This is a genomic window from Streptomyces sp. NEAU-YJ-81 (genome assembly GCF_017592595.1).
In the GTDB taxonomy this organism is placed as follows: Bacteria; Actinomycetota; Actinomycetes; order Streptomycetales; family Streptomycetaceae; genus Streptomyces; species Streptomyces hygroscopicus_B.
Window position 1 is genome coordinate 27,428 of the sequence record NZ_JAGFNO010000046.1, and the last position, 20,477, is coordinate 47,904.

Here is a 20,477-nt window from a genome sequence, read left to right on the forward strand (position 1 = left end):
ACTTCGTGCGGCCGGCTGCCCGGCCGAGCGTCTTATGGCCGCCGCCCTCATCCAGCCGGTCGGGCCCGGGTCGTTGGGGTGCGGTTGTACGGCGGTGACCACCGCGGTCATCCAGGGCCACAAGGGCAGGGTCCCGAGGACCTTCGCGCGCAGATTTGCCTCGCTGTCGGCGCGCCACACACCGATGCTGCGGAGCTCGCTCACCGGGCGCCACAGCCGGATCAAGTGGCCCGCGGAGGCGAGTTCCTTCGCCCGGGGCGGCCCCGCCATCGTCGCCGAGCTCGTCGCGGCCGGCCACACTGTCACCGGTCCGGCGCGCTCGGATGCCGCCGCCGCCCGGCTGGAGTCGCTGGGCGCCACACCACACCGCGGCTCCGTGGACGATCTCGACAGCCTGCGCGGCGGCGCCGAAGCCGCCGGCGGTGTCCTGCACATGGCCTACTGCGGGGACTTCTCCGACCCCGACGACATGATGCGGCGCGACCGGACCGCGATCGAGTCGCTCGGCCAGCCGCTGGAACACTCGGGCAAGCCGCTCGTCATCACCTCGGGCACCCTGGTCATGCCCGCCGGCTGGGAGACCACTGAGAAGGAGGAGCCCGACACGGCCGGGATCGCAGCCTTCCGCATCGCGGGTGGGCGAGCTTGTCTGGGCTTCGCCGCCGGAGGTCCAGGACGCGCCGATGCCGCGGTTCGGCAGCCTGGCGAAGGTCCCGGAGCCTGTCCACAGGCGATCCGTGGTCCCTGGAGGCATGACCGATCACGAGCAGCAGCCGGCCCCGCGCCGCGGCAAGGTCCTGGACGCCCTCGCGCTGGCGGAGGAGCGCGGAAGGTGTTCACCCGGCCTGCGCCGAAATCCGCGAGAGCTCAGTGCCTGTCCTACGTTCTGAGGCATGGGTTGCGGCCGGTCATTCGTAGGATCGGTGGGCCCAGGGGCTCCAGCTATGACTCAGTGCCTGTCGCCGTCTCATGGCTTCGAAAACTTGGGCGCCTGGAACCCCGTGACGACTCGACCGCTGATGGGGATACGCGACTCGATCGCTTTGTAGGACAGCGCCGGCGAGGTCGTCTGCGGGCTGCTCACGGCGAACGGCCGGCGGGGCACAGCCAGCCGGTGGTCTACATCACCGGTTTGGCCGTCCAGCACGCCACGTCCGGGTGACGCTTGCTGACATGCGATGCTCCGTTTGCTCCCCGATGGTTCCGGTACTTCGGGCGGGCAGCGTCATCTCAGACGGTCCCGCTGCTTCAGCTTGCCGCACCACCCGGCCACCCGTATGGCGCAGCGGTTCACCGCGGTAAACCAACTCCGCTCACGGGTATTCACCCGAGTTGTCCAGGTATTGACGTTCTGCCTCAAGGGAGACTTCGCGGGCCTGCCCGATCTCCACTCACTCTTCCCTCGCCCGTCGCCACCGGCGAGGGAAGACAGACCGTACCTTCGTGACCGCTGTCCGACAGCGATCTGACACGTGGATCCGCGCTGGGGAACGGAGCTCGAGAAGTCGTACGTGGTCGTGGTCGCGGGCTATGCCGTAGGGCGGCACGGTGGACGGGTTGAGCTGGGCGGCTGCGGAGTCCTTCACCGGCCCGGGGGCTTTGTCATCGAGATCCACGTCGGCGTCCCGCGGTGATGCGAGGGTAGGTCCCGGCCTGCGCGTTGCTGTCTTTGTGCAGGTATTCCTGAATCGACCCTGCCTCGGCATGCCAACGCCAGGAGATCATGGTGAGTACCGTTTCGCCTCTTCCGTTCCGGCTACCCCTGGTGCGTGCCGCCGACGAGTTCGCGCTCACCACCGTCCTGTTGTTCATCGCGGTGACTGTCGTCCGGTGGCTGCGCGGTTCGGGCTCCCCGCTTTACGTCGCCGACCTGCACGTCGCACTCGGTGTCATCGGCGTTCTCAGCGGGGCCGTCCTCACCGGGCTGATCTTCACCCCGCCCGGCAGGCGCAGCGGAGGGCACATGAATCCCGCCGTGACGGTCGCCCTGTGGCTGGTGGACGCCTTTCCCGGCCGCAGTGTCCCGCCCTATGTGCTCGCCCAACTCGCGGGCTCCGTGGCGGGGACAGGCCTGGCGCGCCTGGTGTGGGGTGATGCGGTCTCCCTGCCGCCGGTCGCTTACGGCGCGATCAGGCCCGCGCCCACCTGGGAGCCCGCGTCGGTCTTTCTCGCCGAGGCGGGATGCATGATGGCCCTGATCCTTGCTGTCGGGTTCTTCCTGGCCCATACCCGCTACATCCGCCTGCTGCCGTACGTCATCGGGCTGTCCGTCGCCTTGGTGATCGCTCTCCTCGGCCCCCTCAGCGGGGGCTCGATCAACCCCGCCCGCCAGTTCGGGCCTGCCGCGCTCTCCGGGCAGACCACCGATCTGTGGATCTATCTGATCGCGCCGATCCTGGGAGCCGTCATAGGGGCCGCGATCTACCACCTGTTCATGTGGCGGTTCCATGCGTGCCAGCCCCTGACGTACAAGCTGGCGGGTGACGACGACAGGGAGAAGGGCGACTGAAGTCGGCATCCCTGCCGTTGGCGTACGCCGATGGCCCTCCCGCCCGGCATCGGCCTCACCCTGGGCCCTGGCCTGGCCGGCTGGTTGTCGCCCGGGGCGTCGTCGCCTGTCGATGTCCGCTCTAGTCTAAATTGGATAGTTTGCTATATATTGATAGCTTTACTCTGATCCGCGATGAGCGGATGTCCGGACCGAGCGGAGGACTGATTCGTCCATGTACATCGTGGTTGCGGGTGCTACTGGTGTGGTTGGCCGACTGCTTGTTCCGTTGCTGTTGGAGGCGGGGCATCAGGTCACGGGGATCTCCCGCTCGGTTGCGGGTGCGGAGCGTGTCCGGGGTCAGGGTGCGTCAGCTGCTCAGGCAGATGTTCTCGACCGGGACGCTCTGCGCCAGGTAGTGGCAGCGGCCGCACCGGATGCCGTGATTCATCAGCTGACTGATCTGTCGGGGGCGGACGGGAGGGCGACCAACCGGCTGCGCCGGGAGGGGACGCGCAATCTGGTGGACGCGGCCAAGTCCGCCGGTGTGCAAAGGATCGTTGCCCAGTCGATTTCCTGGGCGTACGTGCCGGGTGAGGGCCCGGCCGACGAGACCGCACCACTCGACACCGGGGCGGCGGAGCCGCGTGGGGGGATGGTCGACGGTGTCCGGGCGCTGGAGGATACGGCGGCCGAATTGGGCACCGCGGTGCTGTTGCGGTACGGCATTCTGTATGGCCCCGGCACCTGGTACGCGCCGGGCAGCGCAGCGGCCGCAGTGCTGGCTGGTGATCCGGACGCACGTTTCCTGGGGAGCGTCGAGGCGGACCATTCTGTGATGTCGTTCCTTCACGTTGCCGATGCCGCACGGGCCGCCGTTGCCGCTCTCGACTGGCCGTCCGGCCCTGTCAACATCGTGGACAACGAGCCGGCCCAGGCTCGGGAGTGGGTGCCGATTTTGGCCAGTGCCCTCGGCGTGCCCGCGCCTGAGCCCACATCAGGACACCAGAGCTGGGCACGAGGAGCATCGAACAGTCTGGCCCGCTCCCGAGGATGGCAACCCGAGTACGCGACGTGGCGATCCGGCTTCGCAGCACAACACGCCTGACAAGTGAAACGGGAAGGAGGTGCGGCACACCCGAGGAGTGAGCGAGCGGCTCTGTACGCGACGGAGGGTTATGGCTCAACTTCGGTGCTCTGTCGCTGATTTGGGGGTGGTGGCGGGTTGATCATGGTGACAGGAGGATTCGGCGTCGTAAGAGGTCGAAGTTGGCCCGGTCGTACATCTGTCTCTTCAGCAGTTTGATCCTGGTGACGTTGCCCTCGACCGGCCCCGAGGTGGGGGTGGTGGTCAGGGTGGCGAGTACGGCTGCGCGGTCGCGCCGTCCGCCGGCGGCCAGGGTGCTCAGTTCTCGTTGTCCGTCGAGGCGGACATCGGCGAGCCAGATGTCGAGGGCGAGGTGCTCGCTGGACGAGCTGATCCGCATCGCCGGCAGCCGCTGGGCGATCGAGGAGTGCTTCCAGAGTGCGAAGCAGGAATGCGGCCTGGACGACTACCAGCTCCGCCGTTACCCCGGCTGGCACCGCCACGGACGGCCACCCAACTCGACCGCAGCCGGCTCGTCAGCCGGACGCTCGGCCGGCGGTGCCGTTCGGCCGGCCCGCCGAGCTGCTCGACGAAAGTCCTGCGGGAACAGCTCCTGCGGCCGCAGAAGTACCGGCGCACCCGAAGCCGGACCACGACCCGGCGGGAGCCCAACGGCCGCTCGTCCAGGGGGCGTTGTTGGTAAGAGCTCTGCGCGCGCCCCGCCCGCTTCCGGCAATCCGGGCACCGGCCCGGACTACCGGTGGACACCGCCTCCACTACCAAGCCGCCGGAGGAGTCGCTGACGCGCTCCACTCGCACATCGATCCCGGGAAACAGCACATCCTCGGCCGTCTTGCTCGCCGCTGCAGGAAACACCCTGCCGAAACGATCCCCCGTTCCCGCCCCCTGACCTGGAGACGACGCGGCTCACGGGCTGCGCGCAGAGCAGCACGATGACTCCCGCTCACCCTGCCAAAACCACTGGTCTTGCACCGGTTCGCCGAGCACGAGTACCCCGCCACCGCATGACCGGCATGGACGCATCTGCTGGAAGGTTCAGGCTGGGTCTCTACAAGCATGTGGGCGCCCAGCAGGGACTGCTCACCCAGACCATGGCGGGCACGATTGAGGCCCTCGGCGGCCGCCGAGGGCCTCAATCGTGCCGTCGAGCGGCTGCCGGAGCCGTCATCGCACCCTCAATCTTCTACTAAATCGAATTCAAAAAGCAGGGCGGATCGCGGTCCTGCAGAGGCCGCTGCGCTACGTGAACATGGCTCTGTACTGCGGTTTTTCGAAATGCTGTGCGGGAGTCTAGCTGTGTTGAGTTCAGTTCTGTAACCTCCGAGGCGTCGGCAGAGAACGGCCTGTGCCGAAGGAGGGAGAGTCGGTCATGAGCGTTACTCACCAGTCCGCCGCCTCAGAGGCGGAACCGGCGCCGCCCAGTCCGCGTTCCGTACGCCGCGCGATACTCGCGGCATGCCTCGGCACGTTGATCGAGTACTACGATTTCAGTATTTATGGCTACCTGGCCGTGGTCATGGCTCCACAGTTCTTTCCGAGCGACGATGAGGCCGCCTCAGTGCTGGCTGCGCTCGCGGTGTTCGGCACCGGCCTTGTCGTGCGACCGCTCGGGGGTATCTTTTTCGGGTGGCTCGGCGACCGGTTCGGCCGCCGTAAGGCGCTGGTCTCCTCGGTGCTGTGCATGGGGGTCGCCAGTAGCATCACCGGGCTGCTGCCGACGTATCACCAGATCGGTGTGACGGCCGGAGTGCTGCTGTTGCTCGCCAGGATGGCGCAGGGGATCTCCTCCGGCGGCGAGTCGGTGGGCTCGTACGCCTACGTCTACGAGTCGGCGCCGCCTCGTAGGCGGGCCTTCCTCGGTGGATTTTCGCCCATGGGGTCCAACCTCGGGTTCGCGATCGCAGCCGCGGCAGCAGGCGCGGTCTCTGGACTCACCACGCAGGATCAGATGGCGGCATGGGGCTGGCGGCTGCCCTTCCTGATGGCCGTGCCCCTCACCCTGTTCTGCCTCTGGGCCCGACTGCGGGTCGAGGACACCCCTGAATTCGCGGCGGCCGCCCAGAGCCGTGACATTCCTGCTGCCCCGGTCCGCGAGGTCCTCTCGACCCACCGCAGGGCGCTTCTGCAGGCTGTGGGGTTGTCAGTGGCGCAGAGCGGTGCCCTTTTCCTCGGCCTGACATACATCGGTGTCTATCTGACCACCGACCTGGGATATGACCCGACCCACGTGTTCTGGATGACCTCGGGGGTTGTGTTCGTTTCCGTGCTGCTCATGCTGCCGGCGGGTTGGCTTGCCTCCCGGTTCGGCTGTCGTCGCATCGTGATGGTCGGCTTGCTGGGGTTCCTGGTGACCGCTTATCCCGCGATGTCGCTGATGGGTCGGCATAATCTGGCCCTCGCCGGTGCGGCATACCTCCTGTTCCTCTCAAGCGGCTCGCTGGTGCTGGCTCCTGCGGCCAGCCTGTGGCCGCGTCTGTTCGAGCGCCGGGTCCGTTACACCGGCATGGCCATCGGGTACAACGTCGGCGTCGTCCTCGCCGGCGGTACGGCTCCCTACATCGCGGCCTACCTGGTCCACCAGACCGGCAACCTGCTCTCCCCGGCGTTCTACGTCATGGTGGTGTGCGTGATCGGAATCGGTACTCTTCTCACCATCCGCAAGGACGTGTAGCGGCACTGACCGTCCCGGTGGCCGCCGGGCATGGAACCGGCGGCCACCTGACCGCTCCCCTCAGCTGCCGGCCTCGGTGTCGGAAGCACGGGCATGACCGGTCCGGCCTATGGTCTGGCCGCCATCGACGAGGAACTCACCCCCGGTGGTGTAGGAGGCATCGTCGCTGGCGAGGAAGAGCACCATGCGGGTGACCTCCTCAGGCTCCCCGATGCGCGGCAGCGGCTGCCGCGCGAACAACTCGGGGGTGGCTCTCTCTCCCATGGGCGTCCTGATGACACCGGGGTGTACGGAGTTGACGCGTACCCCGGTGCCTGCCAAGTCCAGTGCCGCTGCCTTGGTCATGCCCCGCACCCCCCACTTGCTCGCGACGTAGCCGATGCCGTCTGCGAAGCCCATGAGGCGGACTGCCACGACTCTTCGCTGGTGACATCGAGGTGCCAATACTGTGCGCGGGCGAGTTCCCCGGACAGGGTTTCTCCCTCGTCGTCCAGTACATCGCAGATGGCGACCCGGGCACCTTCCGCGGCCAGACCGCGTGCATGTGAGGCGCCCATGCCCCGAGCACCGCCTGTGACGATCACGACTTTTTCGGCGAAGCGCATTCCACATTCTCCTTCTGTAGACGCGAGTGGGCGTTCGGGGAACTGAAGGAAGCGGCGCATCAGTCGGGCACCAGTACAGCCCTGCCGCGCACCCGGCCTCGCCGGAGCCGCTCGAAAGCCTCCGTCGCGGCGGACAGCGGGAACTGCTCTGTCTCGACGTGGATCGCCCCTGAGTGGGCCAGCGCGATGACCTCGGCGAGCTCGGGGCGGCTTCCCCAGAACGGCAGCGAAAGGCTGAGGCCCTGCGGCAGCGCGCCCGGCTTGCGTACCGTCAGGTGGCCGCCGCCACTGCCGACCACGGCGAGTGCACCACCCGGGCGCAGGACGCTCGCCGCGAGTTCCATCGAAGCCGTGGTGCCGGCGAAGTCGAGCACGGCGTCCGGTCCGATGCCTCCGCTCCGCGCCTTCAGCACATGGCCGGTGTCCGCTTGCAGCAAGGTCCCGAAGTGTGCTCCGCAGCGGTACGCGAGAGCCAGGGCGTCCTCTCGGATGTCGACCGCGAGAACGCGGCTTTCCGTGGTCGCGCGGAGGATCTGGACGGCCAGGTGGCCGAGTCCGCCGACACCGATGACGACGGCGGTGGAGCCTGCTTCGAGCGTGTGCCGCAAGCCGGCGATGGCATGGTAAGACGTCAGGCCCGCGTCGGAGAGCGGCGCCGCCTGGTCGGCCGCCAGGTCGCCGATCGGCACCAGATATCGGACGGACGGGACGAGGACGTACTCGGCCATTCCTCCGTCCCGGCCCAGTCCGGCCCCGCTCCAGGCGAGGGTGTCGCGCCGGTCGCAGTAGTTGTCCATCCCCGCGGCGCAGCGGTCGCATGCGCCGCAGCCCCACGGTCCGTAAAGCACCACGCGTTCGCCGACCGTGCCGCCTTCGGCTTCGGACCCGAGCGCCGCGACGTGCCCGGCGACCTCGTGGCCGAGGGTGAATGGAAGTCGGTAACGGAAAACCCCTTCAGGCGCGTTGGTGAGGTGCAGGTCGGAGTGGCAGAGCCCAGTGGCCTCGACCCGCACCAGCGCCTCCTGGCCGTGGGGGACCGGCCGATCGACCTGGGTCGGAGCCGGGGGTTCTCCCCACGTGATCAGCCGCAGTGCCCGCATCTTCACAGTCCCAGGTCTTGTCAGTCTCACAGGCTTCCACGCTAACAGAGTTGAAGTCAGTTCAATGGATCGGGGGGAGGGGATGGCTACGGTGCGCAGGGACGCCCAGGCGGGTCGATTCGCGGACAAGGCCGCCTTGGTGACGGGCGCCGGTTCCGCCATGGGTGCGGCAGTGCCCCGGCACGTTGCCGCGGAGGGGGGAAGGGAGGTCGTGCCGGCAGACGTGGACGTCGAGAATGCCGCCCCGCCGCCAGGGGGCTGCCCGCCGCCAAGGCGGTCGAACTCGACGTGGCAGACGGCCGGTGTGGACGACCCGGAGGTCAAGCAGCGGATTGCGGAGGCGCTGGTCGAGGGGCGGCCGGTCGCGGTGACCGACCGACTCGGAGCCGCTTCCTGGCGGCGCGCCGTCGGCACCCCTGCCTCGGGATCTACCCGAACGCGGTGGCTCCGGGCCACACGGAGACGGGCTTGGCGGCCCCGAACGCCCAAGTAATTGCGGGCTGGATTCGCCGACCCGCGGGTGCGCGTGTACGCAACAACCGAGGAGACCACCGACGCTGATCTGCTGGGAAGCGTCTGGCACACCGGGCCGTTCTGCTTGGAGATTCGGCGAACCCGTCCGAGCGATCACCGAGCCGTCCTGCGTTGCCCCACGCCCCCGTTCATCGGGTCACCGAACGGCCGATGACCTCGCGCATGATCTCGTTGGTGCCGGCCCAGATGCGCGTGACACGGGCATCCATCCAGTCCTGGGCGACGGCGCTCTCGCGCATGTAACCCAGCCCGCCGTGCATCTGGACGGCAGCATCGACGATCGTGCCCTGTACTTCGGATGTCTTGAGCTTGGCCATCGCTGCCTGCTCGGGGGTGAGCTCATGAGCGACATGCGCCGCGATGCACGCGTCGACGAACGCCTGTGTTGCCTCGGCCTCGGTCACCAGGTCGGCGAGCAGGAAGCGCGTGTGCTGGAGAGCGGCAATGGTCTTACCGAATGCCTCGCGCCGTTTGACATGGGTGATCGCCTCGTCGAGCACCTTCCTCGCGTGTGCGATGTTGCACACCGCCGACGCGAGGCGTTCCTGGGCCAGATGCTTCATCATCGCCGGGAAGCCTCCGCCGACGTCTCCGATCACCGCGTCGTCGGAGACCCGGACTTCGTCGAAGTAGAGCTCCGCGGTGTCGCCCTGCGGCTGGCCGACTTTGGACAGCCGCCTGCCGTGGTCGAAACCCGGCGTACCGGCCTCCACCGCGAAGAGTGTGATTCCCTTCGAACGGCTGCCGGGTTCGGTCTGCGCTGCGACGATGGTGAGCGCCGCTGACGCGCCGTTCGTGATGAAGGTCTTGGCGCCGTTGATCACCCACTCGTGCCCGTGGCGCACCGCGCGGGTCCGCAAGGCCGCCAGGTCGGACCCGCCGGACGGCTCGGTCATCGCGATGGCCGTGACCAACTCGCCGCGGCAGAACGACGGTAGCCAGCGCTTGCGCTGGTCGGGCGTCGTGAGGTTCACAAGGTAGGGAGCGATGACATGCGTGTGTACCCCTAGCGCGCAGGCGTACGCGAGTCCGGCCTGGACGAGTTCCTCGTCCAGGACGGCATTGAACCGGTAGTCGTCAATCCCCGCCCCGCCGAGGTCCTCGGGCACGCACAGGCCGAGGAAACCGTGGCCGCCCGCTGTGCGCCACACCTCTTGGGGTATCTCGCCCTGCGCCCCGTGTTCCTTGACGTGGGGCTTGATCTCGCGCTCCACGAACTCCCCAACCGCGGCCCGGAAGTCCTCATGCTCGGTTTCGAAGATGGTTCGACGCATCTCTCTCCTCGGTATGGAGCTAGGTAGTACTAAATTGATGTCAGTTCAGTTGTGAATCTCTTGAGGATGGCCAGACATGGATCTCACTGCACCACAGTCCCCGGCCGAGCTCTTTTCCCTGAAAGGCCGCACCGCGTTGGTGACCGGGGCGTCGTCGGGACTCGGCGCCTGCTTCGCCCTGCTGCTCGCCGAGGCGGGCGCGGACGTAGTGGCCACGGCTCGCCGGGCCGACCGGCTGGCCGAGTTGCGGTGGCTGCATCCCGCGATCAGGCCGCTGCCGGACGACATCGACTCGCCCGACGACCGTCGCCGGATCGTCACGGAGGCGATGGGCGAGGCGACGGTATCGGGCCGGGTCGACATCGTCGTGAACAACGCGGGCATGAGCGGTCCCCTTCGTGTCGAGGAGGAGGAGCCCGACGACGTCCTGCGGCTGCTCTCGGTCAATCTGGTTGCCGCCTACGCGTTGACGCGCGACCTGGTCATGGCCGCCGATCCGCCGTCGGGGATGAGTGTCGTCAACGTCGCTTCGATTCTCGGGCTGGTGTCCGGTGCGCCGGTCGGTGGCGCGGGATACGCCTCCTCCAAGGCAGGGCTCATCGGGCTGACTCGCGAGCTGGCCGGTCAATGGGGCCGGCGCGGTGTTCGGGTCAACGCCCTCGCGCCTGGCTGGTTCCCGTCCGAGATGACCGCTGGACTGTTCGCCGATGAACGCTCGGCTCGCTGGGTCGAGCGCAACACCATGGTCGGTCGCCCGGGGGCTGAGCACGAACTGGACACCGCGCTGCTCTTCCTCGCTTCCCCGGCCTCCTCCTACTGCACCGGGCAAGTGCTCGCCGTCGACGGCGGGTGGACGGCCCGTTAGACACCCGCCAGGCGGCGAATCTCCGCGCGTGCCAGCGAGTTCTTGTGGACCTCGTCGGGGCCGTCCGCGAAACGCAGCGTTCGCATCCCGGCGAATGCCTGAGCCAGGAAGTAGTCCTGGCTCAGGCCCCCCGCGCCATGTACCTGGATGGCCTTGTCGAGGATCCATTCGATCGTCTTCGGTGTCGCGATCTTGATGGCTTGGATCTCCGAGTGCGCGCCCTTGTTCCCGACCGTGTCCATCAACCAGGCCGTCTTCAGCGCCAGCAGCCGAAGTTGCTCGATCCGGACCCGGGACTCGGCGATCCAGTCACGCACCACACCCTGATCGGCGATGCGCTTACCGAACGCGACTCGCTCCGAGGCGCGGCGCACCATGAGCTCCACGGCACGCTCGGCGACACCGATCGAGCGCATGCAGTGATGGATGCGACCGGGGCCCAGCCGAGCCTGCGCGATGGCGAAGCCGTCGCCTGCGCGGCCGATCACATTGGACACCGGCACCCGGACGTTCTCCAGCACGAGCTCGGCATGCCCGCCATGGCTGTGATCGTCGTAGCCGAAGACGTGCATCCCGCGCAGGATGGTCAGCCCCTTGGTGTCCCTCGGGACGAGAACCTGGCTCTGCTGCTGGTGCCGAGGGGCACTCGGATCGGTCTTGCCCATGACGATGAAGATCGCCGCGTCGGGGTTCAGCGCCCCGGTAATCCACCACTTGCGGCCGTTCAGCACGTATTCGTCGCCGTCCCGGACGATCGACGTTTCGATGTTGGTCGCGTCGGACGACGCCACGCGCGGCTCCGTCATCGCGAACGACGAGCGGATCTCGCCGTTCAGCAGCGGTTCGAGCCACCGCTTCCGCTGGTCCTCGGTGCCGAACAGGTGCAGCACCTCCATGTTGCCGGTATCCGGCGCAGAGCAGTTCAGCGCGGGCGGAGCAAGGTGAAGGCTGCGCCCGGTGAGCTCGGCCAGTGGCGCGTACTGCAAGTTCGTCAGACCGCCGCCGTCCTTGCCAGGCAGGAAAAGGTTCCACAGGCCCCGTCGGCGGGCCTCGGCCCTGAGCTCCTGCAGCACAGGGACACGCGTCCATGCCCACCGGTCGTCGAGTGCGGCGAGTTGTTCGGCGAATGTCTGCTCGGCTGGGTAGACGTAGTCGTCCATGAAGGAGGACAGCTCCTCGAGCTTCACCTTCGTGACGTCGTCGTGCGCGAAGTCCATTAGTACTGCTCCTTCAGTGATTCGAGGCCGGCGGCGAGTGCAGGCTCGACCAGTGCCCCGGCGCGGTTGAATCCGTCCCCCACGGTCCGCCCACTGACGAAGCGGAAATGGATGCCCTCGAGGATGACGGCCAGCTTGAAGAACGCGAGGCCGAGGTGGAACCCGATCCGTGACACGTCGCGACCGCTCAACGCGGCATAGAGATCGACCACCTCGGAGGCGCTGAGGTATCCGGTGGCCGTGGAGGCATCGGCGATGCCGTCACCCTCGGGGTGCCTGGCGAGCCGGTCGTAGGCGAGCATCAGCGCCAGATCGGCCAGCGGGTCCCCGAGAGTCGCCATCTCCCAGTCCAGCAGCGCGACGATGTTGTCCTGGTCGTCGACGAGCGTGTTGTCCAACCGGAAGTCGCCGTGCACAAGGGCCGCCTCACCCGAGGGCGGCACGGCCGACTCCAGCAGGTGCCGGAGTTCGTCGACGCCTGCGAGGTCGCGGCTGCGTGACGCGTCGAGCTGGCGGCCCCACCGCCGCACCTGGCGCTCGAGGTAGCCGTCGGGGCGGCCGAAGTCGCCCAGGCCGACCCCCGTGGGGTCTACCGCGTGCAGGGACGCCAGTGTGGAGACCAGACGGCGTGATATTGCTTCGACCCGCCCGGCTCCGAGCGGTTCGAGTTGCGAGCGCCAGCGGAAGGTCATTCCCTCGACGCGTTCCATCATGTAGAACGGGGCGCCGATGACGTCGGGGGACTCGCACAGCAGATACGTGCGGGGGACGGGGACCTGACTGCCGTGCAGGGCCGTCAGCACTCGATGCTCGCGGCTCATGTCGTGGGCGGTCGCCAACACATGGCCAAGGGGCGGGCGCCGCACCACCCAGTGCCGTGATCCGTCGGTCACGTCGTAGGTGAGGTTGGACTTCCCGCCTGCGATCACGGAGCCGGTCAACTCACCCGTGGTGGTGCCGGGCAGCGCCGATTCGAGGTGGGCTCTGAGGGCGGCGAGGTCCAAACCGGGCGGTTCGGCCGCGCACGCCTCGGTCGCGTCGCTCATCGGCCCTGGAACTCTGGCGTGCGCTTCTGCTCCATCGCGTCGAGCGCCTCCTTGTGATCGGCGCTGACGAAGGTCAGGACTTCGAGCGCGGTTGAGTAATCGAATGCGGTGGTCATTGCTTGCTTGATCATCTGGTTGACCGCAAGCTTCGTGTAGGAGATCGCCACCGATGCGCCGGAGGCCAGGCGGCGTGCCCAGGCGTGGGCCCGCTCGGCCAGTTCACTGTCCGGCACGCACTCCGTGACGAGCCCGAGCCGCTCGGCGTCGGGGCCCGTCAGCGCCGAGCCGGTGAGCAGGTAACGCTTGGCCTGGACGGGGCCGATGAGCATGGGCCACAGCACCGCGCCGCCGTCTCCCGCCACGAGTCCTACCTTCACGTGCGGGTCGGCGATCGTGGCCGACTCTCCCATCACGACGACGTCGCACAGCAAGGCGAGTGTCGCGCCCAGTCCGACCGCCGGGCCGTTGACTGCGGCCACGATCGGGACCTCGACATCGAGCGCGTTCCAGACGAGCTGTTTGCCCTCGTTGCGAAGGTTGCGGAGCGTGTCAGGCCCTTGCTCCCGCATCCAGGCGAAGTCGCCACCCGCGCTGAATGCCGTGCCCGCGCCGGTCAGGACCACGGCTCGCGCCGCCCGCTCGTTCTTCAGCTGCTCGAAGAGCCTGACGAGCTCGCGATGCATGGGCCCGTCGACGGTGTTGACGGCATTGCGTGGGTTCGCCAGCGTCACGTGGAGGATGTCGTTCTTGCGCACGACTTCGATCGTGTTGAAGTCATATCGAACTTCCGGATCACTGCCTCTCACTGCAAGGCCCCTTCTCTTGCTAGCTTTATTGAATTCACTTCAGATAGTATAAGTCGATGTCGGACGAGACAAGAGACGAGACAAGACCAGGAGGGCATCGATGACACCTGCCGCTTCCCTGACCGCCCTCGACTCCTGGCGCTCGCGCGTCCACGCGGCTCCCGGCTCCACGGCCCTCGTCTACTTCGACTGCACGCTCTCGGTGGGCGAGACTGACGACCTGTCGGACGCCGTGGCAGTCGTACTCAGGGAACGCGGCGTGGGCTGCGGGGATGTCGTCGGCATCGCCCTGCAGAACTGTCCGCAGTTCGTGCTGACCGTGCTCGCGCTCTGGAAGATCGGGGCGGTCCCACTGCTGATCAACCCCATGTACCACGGTGAGGAACTGGAGTACCTGGTGTCCGACTCCGGCGCCGTGGGAGTCGTCTGCGGCACCCGCGAGGCGGAGCACGTCAGCGCGATCTGCGAGCGGGTCGACGCGTGGTCGCTGGCGACCTCCTCACGGCACTTCCAGACGCGAGACGACGACCGCGTTCTGGGGCCCGAGCCGGCCGCTACGCGTCAGGCAGACCTCGTCGAGCTGGCGATGCGACGCCTGGGAGAACGGCCGGGGGCGAAGTCCCCCGACCCGGCATCGTGTGCCTTCCTGACCTACACCTCAGGGACCACAGGACCACCGAAGGGCGCCGTGAACACTCACGCGGCAGTGCTGGCCTCGGCATCGGGGTTCGCGGCCGTGGCCGGGCTCGGCGAGCGGGACACCGTGCTGGCGATGGCGCCGCTGTTCCACATCACGGGTGCGGTGATCAACGCGGTGGTGGGACTTGTCAGTGGCAGTCCGCTGGTGCTGACCGAACGTTTTCATCCCGACGTGGTGCTCGATGCCTTCGTCGAGCACCACGTGACCTTCACCGTCGCCGCGATCACGGCGTACCTCTCGCTCGCAGGCAGCACGAGGGCCACACCGGAGGTGTTGGCCGGTGTCCGAGCCCTCTACTCGGGAGGCGCGCCGGTGTCCCCGGCCACGGTCGAGTCGCTGGAGCGCAGGCTCGGCCATTACGTTCACAACGTCTACGGCATGACCGAGACGACGTCGGCGGTTGTCGCGGTGCCCCTCGGCACCCGCGCTCCGGTCGATGTGGCCTCCGGTGTCCTGTCCGTGGGCAAGGCCATGCCGGGGGTGACCCTGCGAGTGGTCGACCCGGACGGTGCCCCGCTCGGCCCGGGAGAGCAGGGCGAACTCGAGGTGTCCGGGCCATCTGTGGTCCCCGGGTACTGGCGCAACCCTGAGGCAACGGCCGATGCGATGCCCAACGGCGCCTTGAGAACCGGGGACGGCGCCATCGTGGACGCCGACGGCTGGGTGTACATCGTTGATCGTCTGAAGGACCAGATCAACACCTCCGGCTACAAGGTCTGGCCGCGCGAGGTGGAGGAGGTCCTGCTTCGCCACGACGATGTGCAGCAGGCGGCTGTCGTCGGCCTGCCGGACGCCTATCGCGGCGAGCGCGTGAGCGCATTCGTGGTCACGAAGCCAGGCGTGACCGTGACGGACATGGACCTCATCGCCTTTGCGCGCAAGCACCTGGCGGCCTACAAGGCGCCACGGGAGGTCCGCCTGGTCGCGCACCTGCCCACGACGACGTCCGGGAAGATCCAGCGCCGCCACCTGCGCTCACAAACCTGAACCAGCAAGGCAACAGCATGATCTGAATTCAACTAAATCACGAGTATCCGTCACAGCAGCCCGTCCGTCCCGGCAGACAGGAAGACCAACCGCCATGACGATCAAGTCAGCAGCGCCCCCCACGGATCACGAAACCGCTCTGGTCGTCGTCGACCACGAACCCCTGGACTCGGCAGGCCAGGTGGCCGCCGTCCTTCGTTTCAATCGCCCGGACCAGCTCAACGCGATCAACTGGGACACCCAGCGAGAACTCGCGAAGGCACTGGCCACCGCGGAAGCGGACCCTGACGTCCGTGCCGTATTGGTCACCGGAACGGGCCGCGGGTTCAGCGCGGGAGGCGACATCACTGCGTACCGGAAGCTGCAGGCCGACCCCGTGGCGTTCACCAAGTTCGTTGACGAGTACTGCCGGCTGGTCGAGGGCATCGCGTCGATGACCAAACCCGTTGTCGCGCTCGTCAACGGCATCTGCGCCGCGGGGGGCACCGAGTTGCTGCTCGCCTGCGACTTCGCCTGGGCCGCGGAATCGGCGCGCATCGGTGACATGCACATCAACTTCGCGCAGATCGGTGGAGCCGGAGCCCTCGCGAGGCTCCCTCGGCTCGTCGGCTCGTCCCGCGCATTGGAACTGGCATTCTCCGGGCGCATGCTCGACGCCCGCGAGGCGTTCGAGTGGAGGCTGGTCAACCGGATCGTGCCGGATGACCAGTTGATCGACGAGGGCATCGAGTTCGCCCGCGGATTGGCGCTCAAGAGCCCCACGGCGCTGCATTACATGAAGAAGACCATCTGGGCGGGCTTGGGAACCGACTTCGCGCACGCGCTGAGGATCGAGCGCGACAACGCACTTGAGTACTGCCTCACCAAACCGGACTCGATGGAAGGCATCAACGCCTTCATCGAGAAGCGCGAGCCGCGCTACCGGGACCTGTGATGACCACCGTCCGCAGGCCCACCTTCGCAGGAAAGTCGGCCATCGCCGGGGTGGGCTACACCTCACTGAGCCGGGAGTCCGGCGTCAGCGTCCTCGACCTCGCGACGACGGCCTGCCGCGCCGCGGCCGACAACGCCGGTCTCGACACGGCAGAGATCGACGGAATCGTCACGTACAGCCTGCTCAACGACTCGGTCTACGGCCAGGCGGTCGCCGCCGGCCTCGGCGGGCGCCCGCTCGACTTCGCGATCGACTTGAGCCTCGGAGGGCAGGCGCCGTGCTTTGCGGTCGCCCTCGCGGCAATGGCGGTGGAGTCCGGAATGGCACGCAACGTCCTGGTCTTCCGCGCACTCAACGGCCGCAGCGGCCTGCGGATAGGCTCGACGAGCTACGAGTCGCTGACCAGCGACTTTCGTTATCCGATCGGGTTCGGCGCCTACCCCCAGTACATTGCCATGTGGGCACGGCGCTACATGGTGGAGACCGGCGCCACCTCCCGTGACCTCGGCGAGATAGTCGTCGCCCAACGCGAGTACGCCGCACGCAACGAGCGGGCCATCCTGCGCAATCCGCTGACGATCGACGAGTATCTCGCCAAGCCGTGGGTCGTCGACCCGTTCCGCACCGCGGACTGCACCCCCGAGGTCGACGGAGCCTGCGCCGTGCTCGTCACGTCCCTCGAGCACGCGCGTGACCTTCGGCAGCGTCCCGCCGTCATCGACAGCGCCGCATGGACGACGCCGCGCGGATCGGGCATCGACATGTCCGATCTCTTCAGCTGGGAGGACTGGTCCGTGAACTGCCATACATACCTCGCCGACCGGCTCTGGGGCGCGGCGAGCGTCACGAAGGATGAAGTCCAGTTCGCCGAGATCTACGACTGTTTCAGCGCGGTCGTCCCGATGACGCTGGAAGGGCTCGGGATCTGCGCCCGCGGTGAGGCTCCGGCGTTCGTCGCGAGCGGTGCCACGCGGGCGAACGGCTCGCTCCCGATCAACACCCATGGGGGCCTGCTCAGTGAGGGGTATCTCCACGGGATGAACACCCTGGCGGAAGCGGTCCTGCAGATCCAGGGCAACGAGCGGGAGCGGCAGCTCGACCGCAATGACATCGCAGTCGTCACGTCCGGAGCGATGATGGACGGCTCGGCTCTCATCCTGACCGGGGACAGGACATGAACGGGCCAGGCGCCGCTGGGTACGTCGTCCCTACGCCGAACCGCGACACCGCACCGTGGTGGGACGCGATGGCGCAGGGACGCCTCACCATGCCGGAGTGCACGAACTGTCACCGGCGGTTCTTCCCGCCCCAGCCCTTCTGCCCGCACTGCGGCTCCCGGGGGTGGAACCTCGAACCGGTACGGGGCGATGGCCGCGTCTACTCCTGGGTGGTCGCCAACAGGTCGTTCGCCCCTGAGTTCGGCCAGGATGTGCCTTACGGGATCGTGGCGGTGGACCTCAGCGACGGGGGCCGCCTGATCGGGCGCTACCTCGGTGACCCCTCAGACCTCCTGGCGGGCCTTGCCGTGGTCGCCGAAGTGGAGCGCAAGGACGGTTTCGGACTCCTGTGGTTCGCGCCCGCGGAAGCTCAGGGCAGAAAGAGGTGAAGCGGATGCGGATGCAAGACAGGGTTGCGATCGTGACGGGCGCAGGTGGCGGGCTGGGGAAGGCGCAGGTGAGCCTGCTTGCCTCTCAGGGGGCGCACGTCATCGCCACGGACATTGATGGGCACTGCGGCGACGAGTTGACCGACTCGAGCTCGGCCGACGGTGGGGATGTGGTCTTTCATCAGGCCGACGTCACCGTGCCGGGGGACTGGGACCGGCTGATCGGCACAGTGATGGAGCGCCACGGCCGGATTGACGCACTGGTCAACAACGCCGGGCTGAGCGGGCTGACCTTTCCCGATCACGACGACCTGGACGGTTGGAACACGCTCATGTCCGTGAACGCGACGAGCGTGTACCTGGGGACGACCAAAGTCGGGAAGCGCATGGCGGCCGCGAAACGCGGCTCGATCGTCAACATCTCGTCCATCGTGGGCATCGTGGGAGGCACCGGGGGCCACCCGGGGTACTACGCGTCCAAGGGCGCCGTGCGGACGTTCACCAAGATGGCCGCCCTGCGCCTCGGGCGCGACAACGTCCGGGTGAACTCGGTGCATCCCGGCTATATGCCCGCGATGCGGGGCGGCTCGACCTCGGCCTCGGAGCGCGGCAGCGGCACCGAGAGCATCCCGCTCGGTCGGCTCGGAGAGCCGCGGGAGATCGCGTACGGGGTCTTGTTCCTCGCTTGCGATGAATCGTCCTACATGACCGGGAGCGAGCTGGTCATTGACGGGGGCTTTCTCGCGCGGTGAGCCTGCCTGGCGGCCGCACGTTCATACGATCGCGCGGCCGCCGTCGGCGCTGAGCACGGCGCCGGTGACGTAGCTGGAGGCTGCGGAGGCAAGGAAGACGACCGCGCCGGCGAGTTCCTCAGGACGCCCGAACCGGCCCATAGGAATATCGGCGGTCAAGCGCTCGATCCGTTCCTTTTCGATGGTGTCGGCCATGCCGGTGGCGATGAACCCCGGAGCCAGGGCGTTGACCCGGACACCCTTGTGCGCCCATTGTGCCGCGAGATCGCGGGTCAGGCTGATCATGGCCCCTTTTGACGTGGTGTAGCTGATCGTTGACCCGTCCCTGGGCAGCAAGGTGGTCAGGCCGCCGAACGACGACACGTTGATGATCGAGCCACAGCCCTGGGTGAGCATCACCCGACCGGCTGCTTGGGCGAGCAGGAAGGCGCCGGTCAGGTTGACGTCGATGACTCGGCGCCAGCCACGCTCGATCGGCACCTCTTCGGGGGGCGCCGCCCAGAAGGTGGCGGCGCTGTTGATGGCTACGTCGATGCGTCCTGTCACCCCGAGCGCGGCGGTCACGAACGACTGCACGCTTTTCTCGTCGCTCACATCCAGGCTGTGGGCGAGCGCTGTCACGCCGTGCTCGCGCGTGAGCCGCCGGGCAAGCTCCTCGCAGCGGTCGACGCGGCGGGCACCGAGCACGAGGTGGCAACCGCGGGCCGCGAGCGCGCCTGCCATCGCCTCTGCGATGGCGCCGTGCCCGCCGGACAGGACGGCGACGTGGTCATGGAGATCGAACAGGTCCCGCATGTGACTCCTTGTTTGAAGTGACTTCAATAATGCGCACAGGGGGGTTCCGTTGCGGACGTGTATCAGTACTATAACCCCGGGCTACTAATTTGAACTCAACTCAGCTAGATTCAGATGTGTCACCCGGGCGAGGGCGTGGCGGGTGCGGGAGGACCGAGACGGTGCGCGGCGAGCAGGCGCGCGAAGTGAGGAGGTGCCAAATGAAACTTCAGGATCGTGTGGCGGTCGTGACGGCTGGCGGGTCCGGCATGGGCCAGGCCAGTGCTCGGCGACTTGCGGCGGACGGTGCCACCGTCGTGGTGGCCGACATCAACAAGGAGTCGGCGCGCGAAACGGTCGAGCTGATCGAGTCCGACGGCGGCAGCGCTGAGGTGGCGGAGGTCGATGTGGCCGACGTCGATGGCCTGAAAGGTCTCTTCGCGGACATCGACCAGCGCCACCGGCGCCTCGACATCCTTTTCAACAACGCCGGTATTCCTGGCGCGGCGGGCATCGAGATCACGCTGGAGGAGTGGGATCGCGCCGTCAACATCAACATGCGCGGTGCGTACTTCGCGACCATGTACGCACTGCCGGCGCTGCGGCGTGCCGAGGGTCGCGGCGCCGTCATCTTCAACGCCTCCACCGGTGGTCTCGTCGGTTCACCAGGTGCGCCGCTGTACGGAATGACCAAGGGGGGCGTCGTATTGCTCATGCAGTCGCTCGCGCTGACCCTCGCGTCCGAGGGCGTCCGGGTCAACGCCGTCTGTCCGGGAATGATGGACACGCCGATGCTGCCGCGCTTCTTCTCCCGGGAAGAGAATCCGGCCATCGAGGAGAAGATCCCCAGCTACGTCAAGCGCCAGGTGCCCATGGGCAGGCTCGGGCAGCCGGGCGAGGTCGCCGACGTCGTGGCGTTCCTGGCCAGTGATGATGCCCGTTTCGTGACCGGCGTGGCCATGCCGGTCGACGGCGGCTACGTCGCGAAGTGACATCCTCGCATCGGAAGG

The 20,477-nt window shown here is 67.6% G+C and carries 20 protein-coding genes and 2 pseudogenes; 12 read left to right on the top strand and 10 right to left on the bottom strand.

The window, feature by feature from the left end:
* Window positions 1-63 precede the first annotated feature (63 nt).
* A pseudogene (locus J5X86_RS45975) lies at window positions 64-255 on the bottom strand (muconolactone Delta-isomerase family protein); the annotation flags it as partial.
* On the opposite strand from J5X86_RS45975, the gene J5X86_RS51520 reads away from it, so the two are divergent.
* The 3 genes from J5X86_RS51520 (at window position 185) to J5X86_RS45995 (ending at window position 3,596) form a co-directional block, all read left to right on the top strand.
* Entirely contained in the window at window positions 185-1,162 is a 978-nt protein-coding gene (locus J5X86_RS51520; RefSeq protein WP_243983161.1) for a hypothetical protein, read from the top strand. The pseudogene J5X86_RS45975 and the gene J5X86_RS51520 overlap by 71 nt on opposite strands.
* Window positions 1,163-1,723: 561 nt before the next feature.
* Entirely contained in the window at window positions 1,724-2,509 is a 786-nt protein-coding gene (locus J5X86_RS45990) for an MIP/aquaporin family protein (RefSeq protein ID WP_243983152.1), read from the top strand.
* A gap of 214 nt (window positions 2,510-2,723) precedes the next feature.
* Window positions 2,724-3,596 carry an NAD(P)-dependent oxidoreductase gene (locus J5X86_RS45995; protein ID WP_208522569.1) on the top strand — a complete coding sequence of 291 codons (873 nt, stop codon included), beginning with the start codon at window positions 2,724-2,726 and terminating at the stop codon, window positions 3,594-3,596.
* 121 nt (window positions 3,597-3,717) lie between these two features.
* Here the strand turns inward: J5X86_RS45995 and J5X86_RS46000 are convergent, their stop codons facing one another.
* Window positions 3,718-3,975 (bottom strand): transposase, encoded by a 258-nt coding sequence (locus J5X86_RS46000; RefSeq protein WP_208522570.1) that lies wholly within the window; start codon window positions 3,973-3,975, stop codon window positions 3,718-3,720.
* Here J5X86_RS46000 and J5X86_RS46005 point away from each other — a divergent pair.
* A pseudogene (locus J5X86_RS46005) lies at window positions 3,947-4,078 on the top strand (IS701 family transposase); the annotation flags it as partial. The gene J5X86_RS46000 and the pseudogene J5X86_RS46005 sit on opposite strands and share 29 nt — an antisense overlap.
* Before the next feature lie 887 nt (window positions 4,079-4,965).
* The gene (locus tag J5X86_RS46015) at window positions 4,966-6,267 is read left to right on the top strand and encodes an MFS transporter (RefSeq protein ID WP_208522571.1); all 1,302 of its coding nucleotides are present in this window, start codon (window positions 4,966-4,968) and stop codon (window positions 6,265-6,267) included.
* Window positions 6,268-6,327: 60 nt separating this feature from the next.
* On the opposite strand, the gene J5X86_RS53120 is transcribed toward J5X86_RS46015, so the two are convergent.
* The 4 genes from J5X86_RS53120 to J5X86_RS46030 all read right to left on the bottom strand — a co-directional run bounded on the left by J5X86_RS53120 (window position 6,328) and on the right by J5X86_RS46030 (window position 9,780).
* A complete protein-coding gene (locus J5X86_RS53120) occupies window positions 6,328-6,666 on the bottom strand; it encodes an SDR family NAD(P)-dependent oxidoreductase (protein ID WP_374229476.1) in 339 nt (112 codons plus the stop codon).
* Window positions 6,609-6,932, bottom strand: a complete 324-nt coding sequence (locus tag J5X86_RS53125; protein ID WP_374229477.1) for an SDR family NAD(P)-dependent oxidoreductase — start codon at window positions 6,930-6,932, stop codon at window positions 6,609-6,611. Before J5X86_RS53125 ends, J5X86_RS53120 begins: the two co-directional genes overlap by 58 nt.
* Window positions 6,932-7,972 carry an NAD(P)-dependent alcohol dehydrogenase gene (locus J5X86_RS46025; RefSeq protein ID WP_208522572.1) on the bottom strand — a complete coding sequence of 347 codons (1,041 nt, stop codon included), beginning with the start codon at window positions 7,970-7,972 and terminating at the stop codon, window positions 6,932-6,934. The genes J5X86_RS53125 and J5X86_RS46025 overlap by 1 nt, the downstream gene beginning before the upstream one ends.
* A 662-nt stretch (window positions 7,973-8,634) precedes the next feature.
* Entirely contained in the window at window positions 8,635-9,780 is a 1,146-nt protein-coding gene (locus J5X86_RS46030) for an acyl-CoA dehydrogenase family protein (RefSeq protein WP_208522573.1), read from the bottom strand.
* A 76-nt stretch (window positions 9,781-9,856) separates the two neighbouring features.
* Here J5X86_RS46030 and J5X86_RS46035 point away from each other — a divergent pair, with 76 nt between their 5' ends.
* Window positions 9,857-10,645, top strand: a complete 789-nt coding sequence (locus J5X86_RS46035) for an SDR family NAD(P)-dependent oxidoreductase (protein ID WP_208522574.1) — start codon at window positions 9,857-9,859, stop codon at window positions 10,643-10,645.
* Here J5X86_RS46035 and J5X86_RS46040 read toward each other — a convergent pair.
* Genes J5X86_RS46040 through J5X86_RS46050 form a run of 3 tightly spaced genes read right to left on the bottom strand, consistent with a single transcriptional unit; the run spans window position 10,642 to window position 13,663 of the window.
* Window positions 10,642-11,862 carry an acyl-CoA dehydrogenase family protein gene (locus tag J5X86_RS46040; protein ID WP_208522575.1) on the bottom strand — a complete coding sequence of 407 codons (1,221 nt, stop codon included), beginning with the start codon at window positions 11,860-11,862 and terminating at the stop codon, window positions 10,642-10,644. The genes J5X86_RS46035 and J5X86_RS46040 overlap by 4 nt on opposite strands.
* Window positions 11,862-12,908 carry a phosphotransferase family protein gene (locus J5X86_RS46045; protein WP_208522576.1) on the bottom strand — a complete coding sequence of 349 codons (1,047 nt, stop codon included), beginning with the start codon at window positions 12,906-12,908 and terminating at the stop codon, window positions 11,862-11,864. Before J5X86_RS46045 ends, J5X86_RS46040 begins: the two co-directional genes overlap by 1 nt.
* A complete protein-coding gene (locus J5X86_RS46050; RefSeq protein WP_208522577.1) occupies window positions 12,905-13,663 on the bottom strand; it encodes an enoyl-CoA hydratase-related protein in 759 nt (252 codons plus the stop codon). Before J5X86_RS46050 ends, J5X86_RS46045 begins: the two co-directional genes overlap by 4 nt.
* Window positions 13,664-13,814: 151 nt before the next feature.
* Between J5X86_RS46050 and J5X86_RS46055 the strand changes: the two genes are divergently transcribed.
* The 5 genes from J5X86_RS46055 (at window position 13,815) to J5X86_RS46075 (ending at window position 18,693) form a co-directional block, all read left to right on the top strand.
* Window positions 13,815-15,401 (top strand): class I adenylate-forming enzyme family protein, encoded by a 1,587-nt coding sequence (locus J5X86_RS46055; RefSeq protein ID WP_208522578.1) that lies wholly within the window; start codon window positions 13,815-13,817, stop codon window positions 15,399-15,401.
* Between the two features lie 94 nt (window positions 15,402-15,495).
* Window positions 15,496-16,335: an enoyl-CoA hydratase/isomerase family protein gene (locus J5X86_RS46060; protein WP_208522579.1), complete on the top strand. Its 840-nt coding sequence runs from the start codon at window positions 15,496-15,498 to the stop codon at window positions 16,333-16,335.
* Entirely contained in the window at window positions 16,335-17,513 is a 1,179-nt protein-coding gene (locus tag J5X86_RS46065) for a lipid-transfer protein (RefSeq protein WP_208522580.1), read from the top strand. The genes J5X86_RS46060 and J5X86_RS46065 overlap by 1 nt, the downstream gene beginning before the upstream one ends.
* 68 nt (window positions 17,514-17,581) lie before the next feature.
* Window positions 17,582-17,941 (top strand): Zn-ribbon domain-containing OB-fold protein, encoded by a 360-nt coding sequence (locus J5X86_RS46070; protein WP_208522593.1) that lies wholly within the window; start codon window positions 17,582-17,584, stop codon window positions 17,939-17,941.
* Window positions 17,942-17,946: 5 nt separating this feature from the next.
* Entirely contained in the window at window positions 17,947-18,693 is a 747-nt protein-coding gene (locus J5X86_RS46075; protein ID WP_243983163.1) for an SDR family NAD(P)-dependent oxidoreductase, read from the top strand.
* Between the two features lie 21 nt (window positions 18,694-18,714).
* Here the strand turns inward: J5X86_RS46075 and J5X86_RS46080 are convergent, their stop codons facing one another.
* Window positions 18,715-19,488, bottom strand: a complete 774-nt coding sequence (locus tag J5X86_RS46080) for an SDR family NAD(P)-dependent oxidoreductase (protein ID WP_208522582.1) — start codon at window positions 19,486-19,488, stop codon at window positions 18,715-18,717.
* Between the two features lie 200 nt (window positions 19,489-19,688).
* On the opposite strand from J5X86_RS46080, the gene J5X86_RS46085 reads away from it, so the two are divergent.
* Window positions 19,689-20,459: an SDR family NAD(P)-dependent oxidoreductase gene (locus tag J5X86_RS46085; RefSeq protein ID WP_208522583.1), complete on the top strand. Its 771-nt coding sequence runs from the start codon at window positions 19,689-19,691 to the stop codon at window positions 20,457-20,459.
* Window positions 20,460-20,477 lie beyond the last annotated feature (18 nt).